Raw genomic sequence first — 14,828 nt, 5'->3', positions numbered from 1 at the left:
ATCATGGTTCGACATGCGGTAGCGCCGAGCCCTGATGGAGGAACAGTGTCCGATACCCGGCAGCCCCACGGCGACGTCGCGGGGGCGGTCGTCAGTGCCCTGCCCGACGCGGGACACCGGGGTGTGAACCGGCTGAGCGTCGCAGTCGTGACCGAGGCACAGTCCTTCGATGCGCTGCTCGCAGCGTTCCGGGAAATCGAGGCGGCCCATCGAAACGACGGCCGGTGCTTCCTGACGCTGGACGACCCGAACCAGTGCCTCTACACGAGCGGCCACGCGCGCGGTAAGCACGATCTGGACGGCGACGTGGAGTACCCGGACGACGAGACCGACGAGGCCGTCCTCGCCTACGACACCGCGGTGTTCGAGTCGGCCCGGGCGGTGCTCGCGGACCCGGATCGTGCGGTGCGATGGGAGGACGTGTGCGGTTCGCTCGTCACCGCGCCGAGCGACATCGAGGCACTGATCGCGCTCAATCGCGATCCCGGTCTGGTGGTAGATGACGTGCACGTGGTGCAGTGCCTGCCGACCGAGGACGACATCGACCTGCTCGCCGACCTCCCGAACGGCTACTTCGCCGGGGACTGGACGCCATTCGAGAGTTGCGCGGTGGCGCGCCGGATGCGGGAGCGGCACGGGTACGAGCTCGTCGGGATCGGCGCGTCCACACTGGGGTTCCTGAGTGTCGTCGATCCCGAGCAGCGTGACGTAGACGCGCTCATCGCGGATCTGCGGGAGCTGTACGGGCAGCGCGACGCCGACGCCTGGAACGAGCTCGGCGCCGTATTGCGGGGCTCGTTGGTGCTGCTGCTCGGTTACACGGAGAACTTCGCGGACCTCACCGAGTTCTAGACCGCGCCGGCGAGCGGCTGCGGGTCAGTCAGCCTCCGCTTTCCGTGAACCGCTGCGCGTTCGACTCCTCGGCGGCCGCGTAGTTCGCGGCGATCTTCTCGAACACCGACTGCATCTCCTCGACGACGGTGATGTGGTCTGCGAGCGCCTGATCGAGCGGATACTCACCGCCCGACGCCTTCTGTTCGAACTTGCGGGCCAAGGCTGTGCCGGAGGGGAGGTGGCCGAGGCCGTCGACACGTGCGAGGCGTTTGGCGTCTCGCTGGAGTGTGACCAGTTCACGGTTCAGTTCGGCGCAGCGGGCCGCACATTTCTCGGCGACGCCGACCTCGAGGAAGAGTTCGCCGGAATCGGCCATCGCACCGAGTTCACTCCATGACGGGGTCGTCCACATGATCGAGCCTTTCGGTCAGCGAGGCAGGGCCGGTTCGAGAAGCTGTGCGTTCTCGACCGCAAGAGGACAGGGGCTTTCGGACGGTGGCAGGCCCTTTGCGTAGTCGGACTGCAGCATCAATGTGTCCGGCCCGGCGGCGAGGACGACGTCGCAGTGCTCGTTGCGCTTGTCCGATGTCTCACGAACTGTGAAGGCCTCGCGTCCGTTGATCGCGACAGGTGTGACGTCGGTGAATCGCTCATCGGTGAGGATCGAGTCGAGCGGCCTGCCCGTGGCGAAGATCGTGACGAAGAAGGAGACGTCCGGGTCGTTCCAACTGCACAAGCTCCAGCCCGGCTGCTTGACGTCCTGGATATCCCGCTGCTCCGACGCCGGGTCGAGCCCGATCGTGTGAAGCACCTCGTCCGGAATGCTGCACGGATCGAATGCCGGCTCGCCGGCCTCGGGCTTGGTGGTCTCGGCCTGCCCCTCCACGCTGGTCGACCCGCAACCGGCCAGTCCTACGACACCGGCCACTACGAGAACAGCCATACCCCACCGACTCACTGACCTCACGTTTCCCCCTCAACCGCCCAGACGACTCGCTCATTGGATCAGACGCAGCGAGACCGCACCCGGTTCCATCGCATGACCGGCCGCGACGGATTGGTGACCCACGCCACCCTTTTCAAAGATACGATCACGATATATCGTGAGTGTGTCGGAAAACGATGAAAGGAAGAACCGATGAGGAACATCAATCACCGGCGAGGGCCGGAACAGATGCACGGACACCCCGCGTGGGGTGAGGAGATGGGCCGTCAGCGCCGCCATCACCGCCCCTTCGATGGCGAGGACCCCCGCATGCGCGGTGGCCGGGGCCGGGGGCGCGGACACGGAGGACCCCGCGGACGCGGTGGCATGGGTCGAGCAGGTCGCGGCGACGTCCGCGCAGCCGTCCTGCTCCTGCTGAAGGAGGACTCGATGTACGGCTACCAGCTGATGCAGACCATCACCGATCGCACCAACGGTGCCTGGCGCCCGAGCGCCGGCGCGATCTACCCGAAGCTCCAGCAGTTGGAGGACGAGGGCCTGGTGCAGACGACCGCCGAGGGCGGACGCAAGCTCGTCACCCTCACCGACGCCGGACGTGAGTTCGTCGAGCAGAACGCCGAATCCTGGGGCGACCCGTTCGCCTTCGCGGGATCGGGACCCGATCTACGCGGACCGCTCCACGACCTGCACGGCGCCGCTCGTCAGGTCCAGATGTCCGGGACCGCCGAGCAACTCGCCGCGGCGGAGAAGGTGCTCACCGACGCCCGTCGGGCGCTGTACCTGATCCTGGCCGGAGACGAGCAGGACGCGGGCTCAGGCGACACCGCCACGGAGTCGTGAACACCTGCGTGACCGGCAGTCCGGTCACGGCAGGCGCTGCGCGTCGAGCGGTTCGAGGTCGAACTCGTTCTCGCCGAACAACTCCACCGACTCGGCGCGCAGCACCGTCACCGCCGCATCCAGTGAACGTCCGAGCAACCGCAGCGAGTTCATCCCCTGTGAGCAGTACACCGGGAACTCGCCGTGCTCGTCGCGAGCGGCGGTGTCCCACACCAGCACGTCCCCGTTCTCGCTGATCGCGAAGACACGCAGCGAGTCGATCAGCGACCAGGCGCCGTCCGGTTCGATCATCCAGTCGAAATCCTCGGCGTGACCGTCGCGGTACATCTCCTGTAGCCGCTCGGTGAGGATGCGGCTGCGGGCCTGCCAGCCGTCCGCGTAGCCGTCGAGTACGGGCGGATACACCAGCCACAGCCTGAACAGTCGTCCCCAGCCGAGATTTCGCACGAAGTCGCGATACGACGCCGGGAGCCCGCCGCCGTCGGCGAACGTGAAAGTCTCCAGCAGCGCGAGATCGAGATGTGAGACCGTGGGCGTGCCGTGCACGCGAATCGTGGAGAACGAGGACATCGGTCAGCGAATCCCGTCCCGGCGCAAAGCGATCGAGACCGCAGCGGCCCGCGACTCGACGCCGAGCTTGGCGTAGATGTGTGCCAGATGGGTCTTCACGGTGGCCTCACTGATGAAGAGTCGTTTGCCGAGTTCCTTGTTCGTCAGCCCCTCGGCCAGCAGGCTCAACAACTCCGCCTCCCGTGCCGTCAACGCCTGATCGGGACGTCGCATCCGGTCCAGCACACGCGACGCCACCGGCGGCGACAACACGCTGCGGCCGGCCACCGCGTCCCGGATCGCGCCGAAGATGTCCTGCGGCGCAGAGTCCTTGAGCAGATATCCGATCGCGCCGGCATCGAGCGCGCGCACCACGTCGGCGTCGGTGTCGTACGTGGTGAACACCAGCACCGGCTGATCGGGTCGGGCCGCGCGGATTCGCCGGATCGCCTCCACACCATCGATTCCCGTACCGAGCGCCAGATCCATCATCACCACGTCGGGGGACCGGTCCGCGGACATCGCAACGGCGTCCTCGCCGGTGTCGGCCTCGCCGATCACGGTGATGTCCGGTTGCGAATCCAGCAGTGCCCGCAGCCCGGCGCGCACCACGAGGTGGTCGTCGACCAGCAGCACCGAGATCACGACGCGGCCCCGATCGGGATCTGCGCCGCGACGACGGTGCCCTCACCGGGCGCGCTCTCCACCGAGAAGGTGCCACCGAGTGCCTCGACGCGCTGCCGCATCGCCGGTAGGCCGAACCCGCTCGTCTCACCCACCACGAATCCGCTGCCGTCGTCGAACACGTCGAGGGCGACGGCGTCGGGCAGGTACGTCAGGGTCACCCCCACAGTGTGCGCGTCGGCGTGCCGTCGGATGTTCGACGCTGCGCTCTGCACGATCCGCAGCAGCGCGTGCTCGACGTCCGGCGGCAGGCCCACCGGCTCACCGATCACCCGCAACTGCGCCGACGGCACGTATCCGCGGACCGCGGCGAGCAGCGCGGCGTCGAGTGTCTGCGTCGTGAGGTCGGGGGAGCTGAGGTAGTGGACGAGGTTGCGGGTCTCGGCGAGATTCTCGCGCAGTGAGCGGGTGGCCACCCGCACCTCGTCGCGGGCCCGTGGCCCGGACCGCTCCCACACCTCGTCGGCCGCCTCGAGGTGCAGCAGCGCACTGGTGAGTCCCTGCGTGACGGTGTCGTGGATCTCCCGCGCCAGACGCTCGCGCTCGGACAGCACGCCCGCCTCCCGCTCGGTTTCCGCGAGCCGTGACTTGGCGTCGACGAGTTCGCCGAGGAGGCGTTCACGCTCGGCGCTGTCCCGCTCCACCTGCCCGTAGGCGAGCACGATCAGCGCGCCGGTGCACAGGGGCGCCAGCAGCACCGCCCACTCGGTGCGGCCGCTGAACGACGCGAACTCGATGCCCGCGAACACCGCGAGTGCCGCGACGATGAGGTAGGCCGCCCAGCGCGGGAACGCACGTGTGCACAGGAAGAAGATCGGGAACGCCGTCCACGCGAAGCTCGGCGCCAACCACACCAGCGCCACCCACGACGTCAGCACCGGCCACACCCACGGTTGCCACGCACCGCCGCGCCGGGACAGCACCACGATCACCGCGTACAGCCCGGCCAGCACGACGATCAGACCGGCGACCACGAGCCACCGCCCGCTCACCCCGTGATACGTCAGGTAGCGGGCCGTCGACGCCGCGAGCAGCACGTAGAACGAGAGGTGGATCGCGACACCGAGCGGTCCGCGGAAGGCGGCGTTGTCCGCGTTTTCCCGGTTGCCCTGCATCGGGCCGATCCTACGGACGCCGCAGCGACCCGGGATCGGCCATTCGGATGATCCGACCGTGGCCGCGCGGCCGATGTCGCGAACCCGGTGCCGGCGTGAGGGTGGAAGCACTCGTTTCCCCCTCGTTTCGAAAGGCTCCCGATGAACATCTCCCGCCGCCTGCCCCGCGCCCTCGCGATCACCGTCCCCGCCGTCGCCCTGCTCGCCGCGACCGCGTGCGGTTCCGGCGAGAACACGACCGCCACGTCGACCGCCACCTAGGTCACCCCGGTGGCCGTGTCGTCGCAGAAGCCCGGCGACGCCGACAAGGGAACCGTGGCGGCCAACCGGCTGTCGGTAGCGACCGCGGGCCGCGCCGCGCAGGCCGCGCTCGCCAAGTGCCAGGCCGACGGTCTCGGCTTCGTCACCGTCTCGGTGGTCGACCGGTTCGGGAACGTGCAGGCGATGCTGCGCGGTGACAATGCTGCCGAGCACACCGTCGAGGCGGCGCGCGCGAAGGGCTACACCGCCGCCGCGTTCGGCGCGAACACCAGCGATCTCGCCGGACGCGTGAAGGGCGACGGCCCGACGATCGCCGACCTGCCCGGCACGCTGTTCCTTCCCGGCGGCGTGAGCGTCAAGGTCGGCAACGCGTCGATCGCCGGCATCGGCGTGGGCGGGGCGCCCGACGGCAACGCCGATCAGGCCTGCGCGGCAGCGGGTCTCGCCGAGATCGCCGGCAGCCTCCAGTGAGAGCGGCCGTCCTGGTGGCCGCCGTCGCGCTGACGGCGGGCGCCTGCGGCAACGCCGATGTCGCCCTGACGCCCACCCCGACACCCTCCGCCGTCACCTCGGCAACCGTGGAAGCCGCGGACGCCGTGCCGCCCTCCACCCCGGACCTCGAACGCCGCCTCGTCGCGGCCACCAAGGCGAACGAGGTCGCGGAAGCGATCGCGCTGATCGAGGCCGGGGCCGACGTGAACGCGAAGGACGCCATCGAGGACTCGGCGTTCCTGTACGCCGGTGCGGAAGGTCTGAACGACATTCTCGTCGCGACGCTCGAACACGGCGCGGACGTGCACTCCACCAACCGGTTCGGCGGTACTGCGCTCATTCCCGCGGCCGAGCACGGCCATGTCGAGACGGTCCGCATCCTCATCGCGGCCGGCGTGCCGGTGAACCACGTCAACGACCCGGGGTGGACGGCGCTGCTCGAGGCCGTCTTCTACGGCGACGGCTCGGCGCGCTACGTCGACGTCGTCGGGCAACTGCTGGACGCCGGGGCCGACCCGTCGATCCGGGACGCGCGCGGGCGGACGGCGCTGCAGCACGCGCAGGCCCGCGGCCAGCACGACATCGTCGCGCTCTTTACCGCGGCCGAGGCGAACTGACGGGTCGTCAGACTGCGTGGTGGGCGAGGAGATCGGCGATCCGGGCGAACGGTTCGCGGGGGCCGACGGTCACCACCGCGAGGGCCGCGGCGGCTGCGGCGAGATGCTCCGGCAGTGTGGCGGGCTCGACGAGGATCAGCGTCCGTAGCGCCGGAAAGGCGAGGGCGTCGGCGGTGAGCGGGCTCTGCCCGTCGACGACGAGCACCCGGGCCGGTCCCGACGCCTGTGCACCGGGGCGGGCTGTGTTCGCCAGTGTGGTCTCGAGGTCGCCGGACAGCGTCACGTACGACACCGCGGAGCGGTAGTCGGACAGGGTGAGTCCCTCGTCGGCGAGCGCCCGGTGCAGCCGCAGCATCGGCATCGCGATGACGACGGTCGACCCGCCCGCCGGTACCACGGTGAGCGGTTCGGGCAGGTCTTCACCGCCGAGCACACCGTCGCCGAGTTCCTCTGCCGCGGTAGCCCAGAACGTGCCGTCGGCGGCCAGATCGGCGGACACCGTGCGGACGGAATCGAGGAACGTCCGCTCGATGCGACGCAGCGCGCGGTCGCCGGCTCCTCGGGTGTCCCGTAATGCTGTCGCGTACGCCGCCGCGAGCGCCCCGAGGACGCGCAGCGACGGTGCGAGCATCTGCCCGGCTCCGGTCTGCAGATCCACCCAGTCGACGCGACCGGCCCGCCGATCGACGCGCAACTCCGTCAGGTCGCCGTCGCGGGCGATCACCGCCGCGCCGTCACCCGCGAACGGAGGATTCGACCACCGCCCCGGGTAGGGGAGCGCCCGCACCTCGTCGGTCAGGTGCGCCGTGATGTCGGCGTCGTCGATCATCCGTGATTGCCTTCCCTACCGGACGATTCGGCGTTCAGGCCGGGTCCTGGATGCGGGCCCACGGCTTGGCCGCCTCGAGCTCGTAGGCGAGTTCGAGGAGCGTGCGCTCGTCTCCGTGGTTCGCGGAGAAGTGTGACGCCAGTGGCAGACCGGCCGAGGTCTGGTGCAGGGGCAGGGAGATGGCGGGTCCGCCCGTCGCGTTGTTGAGTGGCGTGAAGGCCGCGTAGTTCACCAGGCGTTCGAGAAGAGTGTCGAAATCCTGTGCGGGCGAGAGGTAACCGATCTTCGGGGTCGTGTGACTCAGGACCGGCGACAGCACGACGTCGTAGTTCCGGAACATTCTCGAGTAGGCGTTCGCGCTGCGTCGAAGCCGATAGAGCATGCGCGGCGTCTGCGCCAGGTGTTTGCGGTACAACGCGTCGAGGCCGCGGCTGAGGTTGTCGGTACCGGTCCGCTCGAACGACGGTCCGAACATGCGCTTTCCGCCGGTGAGGACGGCGAACGACAGGAATCCCCAGTAGAGACGGAAGTCGTTCATGAACGTGGCGTCGACCGGTAGCGACGCCTCCTCCACGTGGTGGCCGAGCGAATCGAGCAGATCCGCGGTGGCCTGCACCGACTTCCGCGTCTCGTCGTCGGTGGGTACACCCGTCACGGAGTCGACGATCACTCCGATCCGCAGGCGCGCGGATCCGGGGCCCTCGACGAGCCGGATCGGTGGCTGCTTCGGGTTGCGGTAGTAGCGTTCGGCTGCCGCATAGAACCGCGCGGAGTCGCGCACCGACCGAGTGACCACGCCCTGGGAGATGATGCGGATCGGCATCGTCTTGTCGGTCGCGTCGGCCACCGTGCGTCCGCGTGTCGGTTTGAGCCCGACGAGCCCGCACGCCGCAGCCGGGATCCGGATGGAGCCGCCGCCGTCGTTGGCGTGCGCGAAGGGCAGCGCACCGGACGCCACCAGCGCCGCGGATCCTCCCGACGACGCGCCCGACGAGTAGTCGGGGTCCCAGGGATTACGCACCGGATCGGCGTCCTCGTATTCGGTGGACGCGCTGAATCCGAACTCCGGGAGCCGGCTCTTGCCGATCGACACGGCGCCGGTGGACAGGAACTGGTCGACGAAGTCGCTGTTGCGGCGTGCCGGGGAGGGGGTGAACGCCGCGCTGCCGTGCCCGGTCGGGGCACCCGCGACGTCCACGTTGTCCTTCACGATGGTGGGGACGCCGGCGAAGACGCCCGGGCGGGGGGTGTCGGCATGCCGCAGCGCGCGCTCGAAGTCGGCGAACTGGATGCCGTTCAGGGACCCCTGCACCAGTTCGGCCCGCTCGATCGCGGCTTCGACCACTTCACGCGCCGACACCTCACCCGACGCGATCCGTGCTGCGACACCGGTCGCGTCGAGATCGCCGAGGGCGTCGTCACGGAACGCGTGCACACGCGAACTGTCCGTCATGCCCGGAGTGTAGGACGACACGACGCCCGCGGGGAACAGTCGCGTCGCGAAAGGGTCAGGGTGCGTCGGAGCGATCGGCGATGGCCGCGCGGATCGCGCGCATCTCGGTGCGCAGCGAGTCCAGTTCGGACCGGATGTCCTGGACGTCGTCCCCCGCCTTCTCGGGCGGCGTCGGATCCGAGGCGACGGACCGCTCGGGAACTCGCTTCCGCTTGGGCGGGGGCGGCGGGGCCGCCGCCCCCGACGGCGGCGGGACGAAGCCGTTGAGGAACACCGTCGTGAGCGTCTCGGTGAGCGTGTCGATGTCCTGGCCGAGCGTCTTGCGGTGCCAGCGCACCGACATGAACACGCACTCGCGCATCATCCGCTGGAACTCGAAGATGTCTATACCCGAATTGAATTCGCCGTCCCGGACGCCGTCCTCGACCACGCTGTACCACGCATCGTGCGACGCCTGGACCGCGTCGGCGATCTCCGGGTAGCCGGGCAGGGACCCGAGGTTCGCGAAGTCGTTCTGGTAGATCTCCGTCGCGTACGGGTGCATGTCGGCGATCTCGAGCGAGGCGCGGACGATGCCGACGAGACGGGCCCGCGCGCTCTCCGGTCGGGCGACGACCGCGCGGTACCGCTCCACGAGGTCCGTCAGAAAGCTGACCAGGATCTCCGAGACGATCGCGTCCTTGGACTTGAAGTAGTGGTACAGCGTGCCCGAGTTCAGGCCCACGGCCTCACCGATCTCCCGGATCGTCGTGGCCGCGATGCCGCGGTCGGAGAACAACCGCGCCGATTCTGTCAGGATGACTTCGCGTCGACCCGCTGACGCCACACGTACTCCTCATTGTCCAGGTATTCGGTTCGACCGAGTATCACCGAAGGCTAGCAGCGGCGAACTGGACGATTGATCGACGAAGCGCTTGCTCGGTGGCTGCCTCAGAGCGGGAGCCCCTTCGCACCGGCCGGTGCGGGCGTGTACTTGTGCCCCCACACCGCTCCCTCGGTGATCCGATAGGTCGGTGCCGGGCCCTCGATCTGCTCGCCACCCCAGCCGATCTCGGTGGCATGACCGTCGGGGGAGTAGACGTAGAACGACAGCATGCGGTCGTTGGTGTGCTTGCCCAGCGACTGCATCATGGGGATGCCGAGCCCGTCGACGCGGTCGAGTGCCTTGCCGACGTCGTCGATGTCCGCCGTCTCCACCATGAGGTGCAGCAGGGCCGGTCCCTGGGCCGGATTGAGTCCGAGCGTGTGCTGGCGCGCGTTGCAGCCCAGGAAGTAACTGGTTCCGCCGGGGAGCTCGAGGGAGTTGCGCTCGGCGAATCCCAGTACGTCCACGTAGAACTCGTACGCCTTCTCGGTGTCCACCACGTTCAGGATGACGTGGCCCATGCCCTGATCGCCGGTGACGAAGCCGGACACGTGCGGGAGTTCGACCGGACGATGACTGAGCACCGGTCCGTAGAACAACTCCACCCGGTTGCCCGAGGGGTCGTCGAACCCGGCGAACCCCGAGACCTGCCGCAGCGCGCACTCCTCCGCGGTGCCGGCCCGGGTCTCGATCCCGGCCGCCTCGACGCGGGCCACCAGTTCCCGCAGATCGCCACGGTCGAGGACTTCGAATCCGACCGCCTCCAGACCGGGCGTCGCGGACTCGGTGACCACCAGCCGTGGCGGGTAGTCGTCCATGCGGTAGTGCTGCGAGCCCGGCAGCGGGCCGTCCACGGGCATCATGCCCAGGAAGTCGGCCGCAAAGGGCTTCCATCGCGCCGCCGATTCGACGTTCAGGCGCAGGTATCCCAGCGAGAGAACAGGCATTGCGTACTCCTCGGATCAGTAGAGGGTGCCGGGGTTTCCGGTGAGCAGGTACTCGCCGTACTCGTGATCGGACCGGTCGGGCAGATTGACGGCGTGGTGCTGACCGGCGTGGACGTCGCGCCACACCGCCTGCAGCGCGCTCGCCGTGGAGATCGAGCGGGGGCCACCGACCTGGTAGGCCTTGTCGGCGGCCGAGACAGCAAGCCGGACAGCGGCGATGTGGTCCCGTCTGGTGTGCTGACGGACCTCCATCGGCACCTGGTCGCCGCGTTCGACGGCGGCGTAGGCGTCGGCGAGGTTCGCCTGCAGGATCCGGTACGCGGTGTCGACCTCGAAGTCGGCCTCGGCGAGGCGGGTGAGGGAGGCCGGGTGGGGGAGCTTCGACGCGTCGACGGCCAAGCGGGACTGGTGGATTCCCACGGCCTCGTCGAGCACCCGACGCGACATACCCACCAGTGGCATCACGACGGCGTTGACGAACAGCGTGTACCACGGGATCCGGAACAGGCCCGCGGTGTTCACCTCGTTGCCGGGGTAGCGCTGGGCGTACAGGTCCGCGACGTCGAGTACACGATGGTCGGGCACGAAGGCCCCGTCGACCACGATGTCGTTGCTGCCGGTGCCCGCGAGCCCGGACGTGAACCAGACGTCGTCGATCGTGTAGTCGGCGCGGGGGAGCAGCAGGTGCACCTGCTGTCCGGTGCGGCGCCCGTCCGCGTCGGTGACCATCGCACCGACGAACACCCAGTCACAGTGATTGCTGCCCGACGAGAAACCCCAGCGCCCGGTCAGTTCGTAACCGCCGGGCACGATCCGGGCGGTGCCGGCTGGGCTGTACGACGAACTGATCCACGTGTCGGGGTTCTCGCCCCACACGTCGTGCTGCGCCCGATCCGGGTACAGACCCAGGTGCCACGAGTGGACGCCTACGACGCCGGTCACCCAGCCCGCCGAACTCGACAGCCGGGCGATCTCGTACATCGCGGCGTTGAATACGCCGGGGTCGGCCTCGAAACCGCCGTAGCGCCTGGGCTGCAGGAGCCGCATGACACCCGCGTCGCGGAGGATCTTGGCGGAGTCGTCGGCGAGCTTGCGCTGCTCGACGCACTCGGATTCCAGGTCGCGCATCCGGTCGCCGGCGGCGCGGACAGAATCGATGGCTTCGTGCTGAAACTGCATGGTGAGGAGCACCTTTCGTCAGCGTGGAGCGGGGACTAGCGGGTCAGGAATTCCGTGACGAGGGACTCGAAGTCGTGCTTGCGCTCGACCTGTGCCCAGTGCCCGCACTCGCCGAGGATGTGCAGGTCCGCCTTGGGCATCCGGCGCAACGCGAACAGGGCCCCGTCCGGTGGCAGCATGCGGTCGTCGCGGCCCCAGGTGACGAGCGTCTTGTGCGGGATCTCGTCGGTGCGCGCCCACAGCGGCGCCTTGCCGGGCAGCCCGAGCGACGCCATCACCGCGCGCATGCGCTCGATCGCCCGCGGTGCGGTGGCGTTGGCCCAGCGCTCGTCGAGAAGCTGCGGGGTGATGGTGGCCGGGTCGTAGACCATCGAGTCGACCCACGCCTCGAGGGCTTCGCGCGTGGGATCCACCAGGAAGGCGTTGAGGCGCCGCGCCCCCTCGCTCATCATCGGACCGAGCAGCGGCGCGTACAGGCCGCCGGGGCCCATCAGAGCCATCCGGTCCACCCGGTCCGGGGCCAGTGCGGCGGTCTCGAGTGCAACCCAGCCGCCCATCGAATTGCCCAGCAGGTGCGCCTTCTCGATGCCGAGATCGTCGAGCAGTGTGACGATGGTTTCGGCGGCGACCTCGGGGTACGGCCGGTCGTACTCCATGTCGGGGCTCGCGCCGAACCCCGGCATGTCGACGACGATGGTGCGGAAGTCGCGCGCGAAGACCGGCAGGTTCTTCGAGAAGTTCGACCAGCCGGACACGCCCGGACCGGAACCGTGCAGCAGCACGAGCGGGTGCCCCTCGCCCGCCTCGTGGAAGTGCAGCTTGTCGGTCGCGGAAGGGCCGCGGGTGGTGTCGGCGTAGTCGAGCGTGTCCATTCTGGTCCCATCCTCCGTGCGGTTTCGTTGGCGAAGAGCAAGAAGCCTTGAGCGCGAACCGATCTCGGTAACAGTTCGAATTCCGATACTGGATCGTGAGCCTACGGTCACTCCCGAGTTCAATCAAGCGATTGAGTGATTCTGGTGACCGCATGTTCCACCAGGCAGGAAGTTCGTTGAATAGAACTGAAATGTTCGTCTGACCGAACTCGAGCTAGTCTGACGGCAATTCATCGACGAAAGGTGACCAGAGATGCCCGATTACGTTCTTCCCGACCTGGCCTACGACTACGGGGCGCTCGCACCCGCGATCTCCGGCGAGGTGATGGAGTTGCATCACGGCGCACACCACGCTGCATACGTGAGGGGCGCGAACACCGCAGTGGAACAACTCCAGGAGGCTCGCGCGTGTGGCGACCACTCGGCGCTCGCGGGACTCGAGCGTGCCCTCGCCTTCAACCTGTCCGGCCACGCGCTGCACTCGATCTTCTGGCGCAATCTGTCGCCGACGGGTGGCGACCGGCCCGACGGCGAACTGGCGGCCGCGATCGACGAGTTCTTCGGGAGCTTCGAGGGCTTTCGTGCAGAGATGTCTGCGGCGACGGCCACGGTGCAGGGATCGGGCTGGGGCGTGCTGGCCTGGGATCCGGTGGGCGCCCGACTCGTGGTGCACCAGTTGCACGACCACCACACGAACTTCGCGATCACCAGCACACCGCTGCTCGTCTTCGACGCGTGGGAGCACGCCTTCTACCTGCAGTACCGGAACGTGAAGGCCGACTACATCGATCGGCTGTGGTCGCTCGTCGACTGGTCGGATGTGGGACGCAGGTTCGAGGCGGCGCGCGCCGGACGCGCGTTCGACCTACGGGAGGCGATCGGCGGTGAGTGACCGCCTGGTCGATCGGGTTCACGCGATCAACTGGAACCGGGTGCCGGACCCCAAGGACGCCGAGGTGTGGGACCGACTCACCGGCAATTTCTGGCTGCCCGAGAAGATTCCGCTGTCCAACGACCTCGCCTCGTGGGCGACGCTGACCGACACCGAGCGAGAGATGACCATCCGGGTGTTCACCGGGTTGACGTTGCTCGACACCGCGCAGGCCACCGTCGGAGCCGTCGCGATGATCGCCGATGCCGTCACCCCACACGAGGAGGCCGTCCTGACGAACATGGCCTTCATGGAGTCGGTGCACGCCAAGAGCTACAGTTCGATCTTCTCGACGCTGTGCTCCACTCGGCAAATCGATGCGGCGTTCGAGTGGTCGGAGCGCAACCCGCACCTGCAGCGCAAGGCGCAGATCGTCGTCGACTACTACCGCGGCGACGACGCCCTCGCCCGCAAGGCGGCGTCGGTGATGCTCGAATCGTTCCTGTTCTACAGCGGCTTCTACCTGCCGATGTACTGGGCAAGCCACGGCGAACTCACCAACACCGCCGACCTGATCCGGTTGATCATCCGCGACGAGGCGGTACACGGGTACTACATCGGATACAAGTGCCGCAAAGCGCTCGAACGGCTCGACGCGAGCGCGCGCGACGCGCATCGGCGCTACACCTACGACTTGTTGGAGACGCTCTATGCCAACGAGGTCGCGTACGCCGCCGATCTGTACGACGAGGTGGGATGGACGGCAGAGGTGCTGTCCTACATGCGGTTCAACGCGAACAAGGCGCTCGCAAATCTCGGATACGAGCCCATGTTCCCAGTGTCCGAGTGCCAGGTGAACCCGGCGATCCTGTCGGCCCTCGATCCCGGGGCCGGAGAGAACCACGACTTCTTCTCCGGCTCCGGCAGCGCATACGTCATCGGGAAGCAGAAACCCACCCAGGACGTGGACTGGAACTTCTGAATCCTCAGTCCGCCCGGCGCAGTTCCGCGCGCAGGTGATGAGTCATCGGCACCGCGTCGAATGCCATCCACATGTCGTACGCGAGCACCGTCCCGCCCTCGAGGAGCTCGAAGCGGCGCCGGATCTCGTGGACCGGCTTGGCGTCCGGGGAGGCGTCGAGCGCGTGCGAGACGAAGTCGAGAACCCCGTCGGACGGGGTGGCACGGTGGATCTCCACGAAACCGGTGGGCTGCGCCACCAGGAGTTCGACGCCATCGCCGGCCCGCCGCAGGTAGCCGGTCTCGGTGTGCATCGGCATGCCGCCGCCGGGCTTGCGGGTGCGGGACCGGTAGAACAGGAACGGCTTGCCGCTCGGCGCGAGTTCGATCTCCTCGTCGTACGCGAAGTCGTCGATCGTGGGGTAGTGACCGGAACCGCCCCCCACCCAGCGTCCGGCGAACGCGGTGAGATCACCGAGGGGCGCGAGCAGTTCGGGCTGCGTCTGATCCATGC

18 protein-coding genes and 1 pseudogene are annotated in these 14,828 nt (G+C 68.4%); 6 read left to right on the top strand and 13 right to left on the bottom strand.

Features of this window, described 5'->3' with window-relative positions; all coding sequences use genetic code 11:
- Positions 1-45 precede the first annotated feature (45 nt).
- Complete coding sequence (locus PSS76_RS00435; RefSeq protein WP_084962324.1) at positions 46-852, top strand: hypothetical protein; 807 nt, start codon at positions 46-48, stop codon at positions 850-852.
- Between the two features lie 28 nt (positions 853-880).
- Here PSS76_RS00435 and PSS76_RS00430 read toward each other — a convergent pair whose 3' ends face one another.
- Genes PSS76_RS00430 through PSS76_RS00420 form a run of 3 tightly spaced genes read right to left on the bottom strand, consistent with a single transcriptional unit; the run spans position 881 to position 2,059 of the window.
- Complete coding sequence (locus PSS76_RS00430) at positions 881-1,246, bottom strand: hypothetical protein (protein ID WP_013414459.1); 366 nt, start codon at positions 1,244-1,246, stop codon at positions 881-883.
- A 15-nt stretch (positions 1,247-1,261) separates the two neighbouring features.
- Positions 1,262-1,777, bottom strand: a complete 516-nt coding sequence (locus PSS76_RS00425) for a DUF3558 domain-containing protein (protein ID WP_238774451.1) — start codon at positions 1,775-1,777, stop codon at positions 1,262-1,264.
- Between the two features lie 54 nt (positions 1,778-1,831).
- Positions 1,832-2,059 (bottom strand): hypothetical protein, encoded by a 228-nt coding sequence (locus tag PSS76_RS00420; protein WP_175271690.1) that lies wholly within the window; start codon positions 2,057-2,059, stop codon positions 1,832-1,834.
- 87 nt (positions 2,060-2,146) lie between these two features.
- Here PSS76_RS00420 and PSS76_RS00415 point away from each other — a divergent pair, with 87 nt between their 5' ends.
- A complete protein-coding gene (locus tag PSS76_RS00415; RefSeq protein WP_237172600.1) occupies positions 2,147-2,620 on the top strand; it encodes a PadR family transcriptional regulator in 474 nt (157 codons plus the stop codon).
- A 24-nt stretch (positions 2,621-2,644) separates the two neighbouring features.
- Here the strand turns inward: PSS76_RS00415 and PSS76_RS00410 are convergent, their stop codons facing one another.
- From PSS76_RS00410 to PSS76_RS00400, 3 genes are read right to left on the bottom strand one after another with little or no spacing between them, the layout of a single operon-like run.
- Complete coding sequence (locus PSS76_RS00410; protein WP_337455729.1) at positions 2,645-3,190, bottom strand: hypothetical protein; 546 nt, start codon at positions 3,188-3,190, stop codon at positions 2,645-2,647.
- Between the two features lie 3 nt (positions 3,191-3,193).
- Positions 3,194-3,814, bottom strand: a complete 621-nt coding sequence (locus PSS76_RS00405; protein ID WP_337455728.1) for a response regulator — start codon at positions 3,812-3,814, stop codon at positions 3,194-3,196.
- Positions 3,811-4,968: a sensor histidine kinase gene (locus PSS76_RS00400; RefSeq protein ID WP_041673732.1), complete on the bottom strand. Its 1,158-nt coding sequence runs from the start codon at positions 4,966-4,968 to the stop codon at positions 3,811-3,813. The genes PSS76_RS00405 and PSS76_RS00400 overlap by 4 nt, the downstream gene beginning before the upstream one ends.
- A gap of 141 nt (positions 4,969-5,109) precedes the next feature.
- On the opposite strand from PSS76_RS00400, the pseudogene PSS76_RS00395 reads away from it, so the two are divergent.
- Together PSS76_RS00395 and PSS76_RS00390 are read left to right on the top strand one after the other, a co-directional pair.
- Positions 5,110-5,700, top strand: a pseudogene (locus PSS76_RS00395) (GlcG/HbpS family heme-binding protein).
- Entirely contained in the window at positions 5,697-6,338 is a 642-nt protein-coding gene (locus PSS76_RS00390; RefSeq protein WP_084846238.1) for an ankyrin repeat domain-containing protein, read from the top strand. The pseudogene PSS76_RS00395 and the gene PSS76_RS00390 overlap by 4 nt, the downstream one beginning before the upstream one ends.
- 7 nt (positions 6,339-6,345) lie before the next feature.
- Here the strand turns inward: PSS76_RS00390 and PSS76_RS00385 are convergent, their stop codons facing one another.
- The 6 genes from PSS76_RS00385 to PSS76_RS00360 all read right to left on the bottom strand — a co-directional run bounded on the left by PSS76_RS00385 (position 6,346) and on the right by PSS76_RS00360 (position 12,483).
- A complete protein-coding gene (locus PSS76_RS00385; RefSeq protein ID WP_106850813.1) occupies positions 6,346-7,167 on the bottom strand; it encodes a hypothetical protein in 822 nt (273 codons plus the stop codon).
- A 34-nt stretch (positions 7,168-7,201) separates the two neighbouring features.
- Positions 7,202-8,620 (bottom strand): amidase, encoded by a 1,419-nt coding sequence (locus PSS76_RS00380; RefSeq protein ID WP_005516410.1) that lies wholly within the window; start codon positions 8,618-8,620, stop codon positions 7,202-7,204.
- 55 nt (positions 8,621-8,675) lie between these two features.
- Entirely contained in the window at positions 8,676-9,446 is a 771-nt protein-coding gene (locus tag PSS76_RS00375; protein WP_005516409.1) for a TetR/AcrR family transcriptional regulator, read from the bottom strand.
- A gap of 104 nt (positions 9,447-9,550) precedes the next feature.
- Positions 9,551-10,432: a VOC family protein gene (locus tag PSS76_RS00370; protein ID WP_084962304.1), complete on the bottom strand. Its 882-nt coding sequence runs from the start codon at positions 10,430-10,432 to the stop codon at positions 9,551-9,553.
- A gap of 15 nt (positions 10,433-10,447) precedes the next feature.
- Entirely contained in the window at positions 10,448-11,611 is a 1,164-nt protein-coding gene (locus tag PSS76_RS00365; RefSeq protein WP_013414470.1) for an acyl-CoA dehydrogenase family protein, read from the bottom strand.
- A gap of 35 nt (positions 11,612-11,646) precedes the next feature.
- Positions 11,647-12,483: an alpha/beta fold hydrolase gene (locus PSS76_RS00360; RefSeq protein ID WP_005516405.1), complete on the bottom strand. Its 837-nt coding sequence runs from the start codon at positions 12,481-12,483 to the stop codon at positions 11,647-11,649.
- Positions 12,484-12,736: 253 nt separating this feature from the next.
- Here PSS76_RS00360 and PSS76_RS00355 point away from each other — a divergent pair, with 253 nt between their 5' ends.
- Positions 12,737-13,375, top strand: coding sequence for a superoxide dismutase (locus PSS76_RS00355; RefSeq protein WP_013414471.1), 639 nt, complete (start codon positions 12,737-12,739; stop codon positions 13,373-13,375).
- Positions 13,368-14,336, top strand: a complete 969-nt coding sequence (nrdF, locus tag PSS76_RS00350; protein ID WP_337455727.1) for a class 1b ribonucleoside-diphosphate reductase subunit beta — start codon at positions 13,368-13,370, stop codon at positions 14,334-14,336. Before PSS76_RS00355 ends, nrdF begins: the two co-directional genes overlap by 8 nt.
- Positions 14,337-14,340: 4 nt before the next feature.
- Here the strand turns inward: nrdF and PSS76_RS00345 are convergent, their stop codons facing one another.
- The gene (locus PSS76_RS00345; protein WP_005516401.1) at positions 14,341-14,826 is read right to left on the bottom strand and encodes a heme-binding beta-barrel domain-containing protein; all 486 of its coding nucleotides are present in this window, start codon (positions 14,824-14,826) and stop codon (positions 14,341-14,343) included.
- Between the last annotated feature and the right edge of the window lie 2 nt (positions 14,827-14,828).

The organism is Prescottella sp. D32 (genome assembly GCF_037287305.1).
Lineage (GTDB): Bacteria > Actinomycetota > Actinomycetes > Mycobacteriales > Mycobacteriaceae > Prescottella > Prescottella equi.
The sequence above is the reverse complement of the archived record's forward strand: the minus strand, read 5'-3'. Positions and strand labels throughout refer to the sequence as shown.

Bases quoted from the DNA above. Each gene is read 5' to 3' on its own strand.
- PSS76_RS00430 (WP_013414459.1), bottom strand. From the start codon at position 1,246: ATGTGGACGACCCCGTCATGGAGTGAACTCGGTGCGATGGCCGATTCC.
- PSS76_RS00425 (WP_238774451.1), bottom strand. From the start codon at position 1,777: ATGGCTGTTCTCGTAGTGGCCGGTGTCGTAGGACTGGCCGGTTGCGGG.
- PSS76_RS00420 (WP_175271690.1), bottom strand. From the start codon at position 2,059: ATGGCGGCGCTGACGGCCCATCTCCTCACCCCACGCGGGGTGTCCGTG.
- PSS76_RS00415 (WP_237172600.1), top strand. From the start codon at position 2,147: ATGGGTCGAGCAGGTCGCGGCGACGTCCGCGCAGCCGTCCTGCTCCTG.
- PSS76_RS00410 (WP_337455729.1), bottom strand. From the start codon at position 3,190: ATGTCCTCGTTCTCCACGATTCGCGTGCACGGCACGCCCACGGTCTCA.
- PSS76_RS00400 (WP_041673732.1), bottom strand. From the start codon at position 4,968: ATGCAGGGCAACCGGGAAAACGCGGACAACGCCGCCTTCCGCGGACCG.
- PSS76_RS00385 (WP_106850813.1), bottom strand. From the start codon at position 7,167: ATGATCGACGACGCCGACATCACGGCGCACCTGACCGACGAGGTGCGG.
- PSS76_RS00380 (WP_005516410.1), bottom strand. From the start codon at position 8,620: ATGACGGACAGTTCGCGTGTGCACGCGTTCCGTGACGACGCCCTCGGC.
- PSS76_RS00370 (WP_084962304.1), bottom strand. From the start codon at position 10,432: ATGCCTGTTCTCTCGCTGGGATACCTGCGCCTGAACGTCGAATCGGCG.
- PSS76_RS00365 (WP_013414470.1), bottom strand. From the start codon at position 11,611: ATGCAGTTTCAGCACGAAGCCATCGATTCTGTCCGCGCCGCCGGCGAC.
- PSS76_RS00360 (WP_005516405.1), bottom strand. From the start codon at position 12,483: ATGGACACGCTCGACTACGCCGACACCACCCGCGGCCCTTCCGCGACC.
- PSS76_RS00355 (WP_013414471.1), top strand. From the start codon at position 12,737: ATGCCCGATTACGTTCTTCCCGACCTGGCCTACGACTACGGGGCGCTC.
- PSS76_RS00345 (WP_005516401.1), bottom strand. From the start codon at position 14,826: ATGGATCAGACGCAGCCCGAACTGCTCGCGCCCCTCGGTGATCTCACC.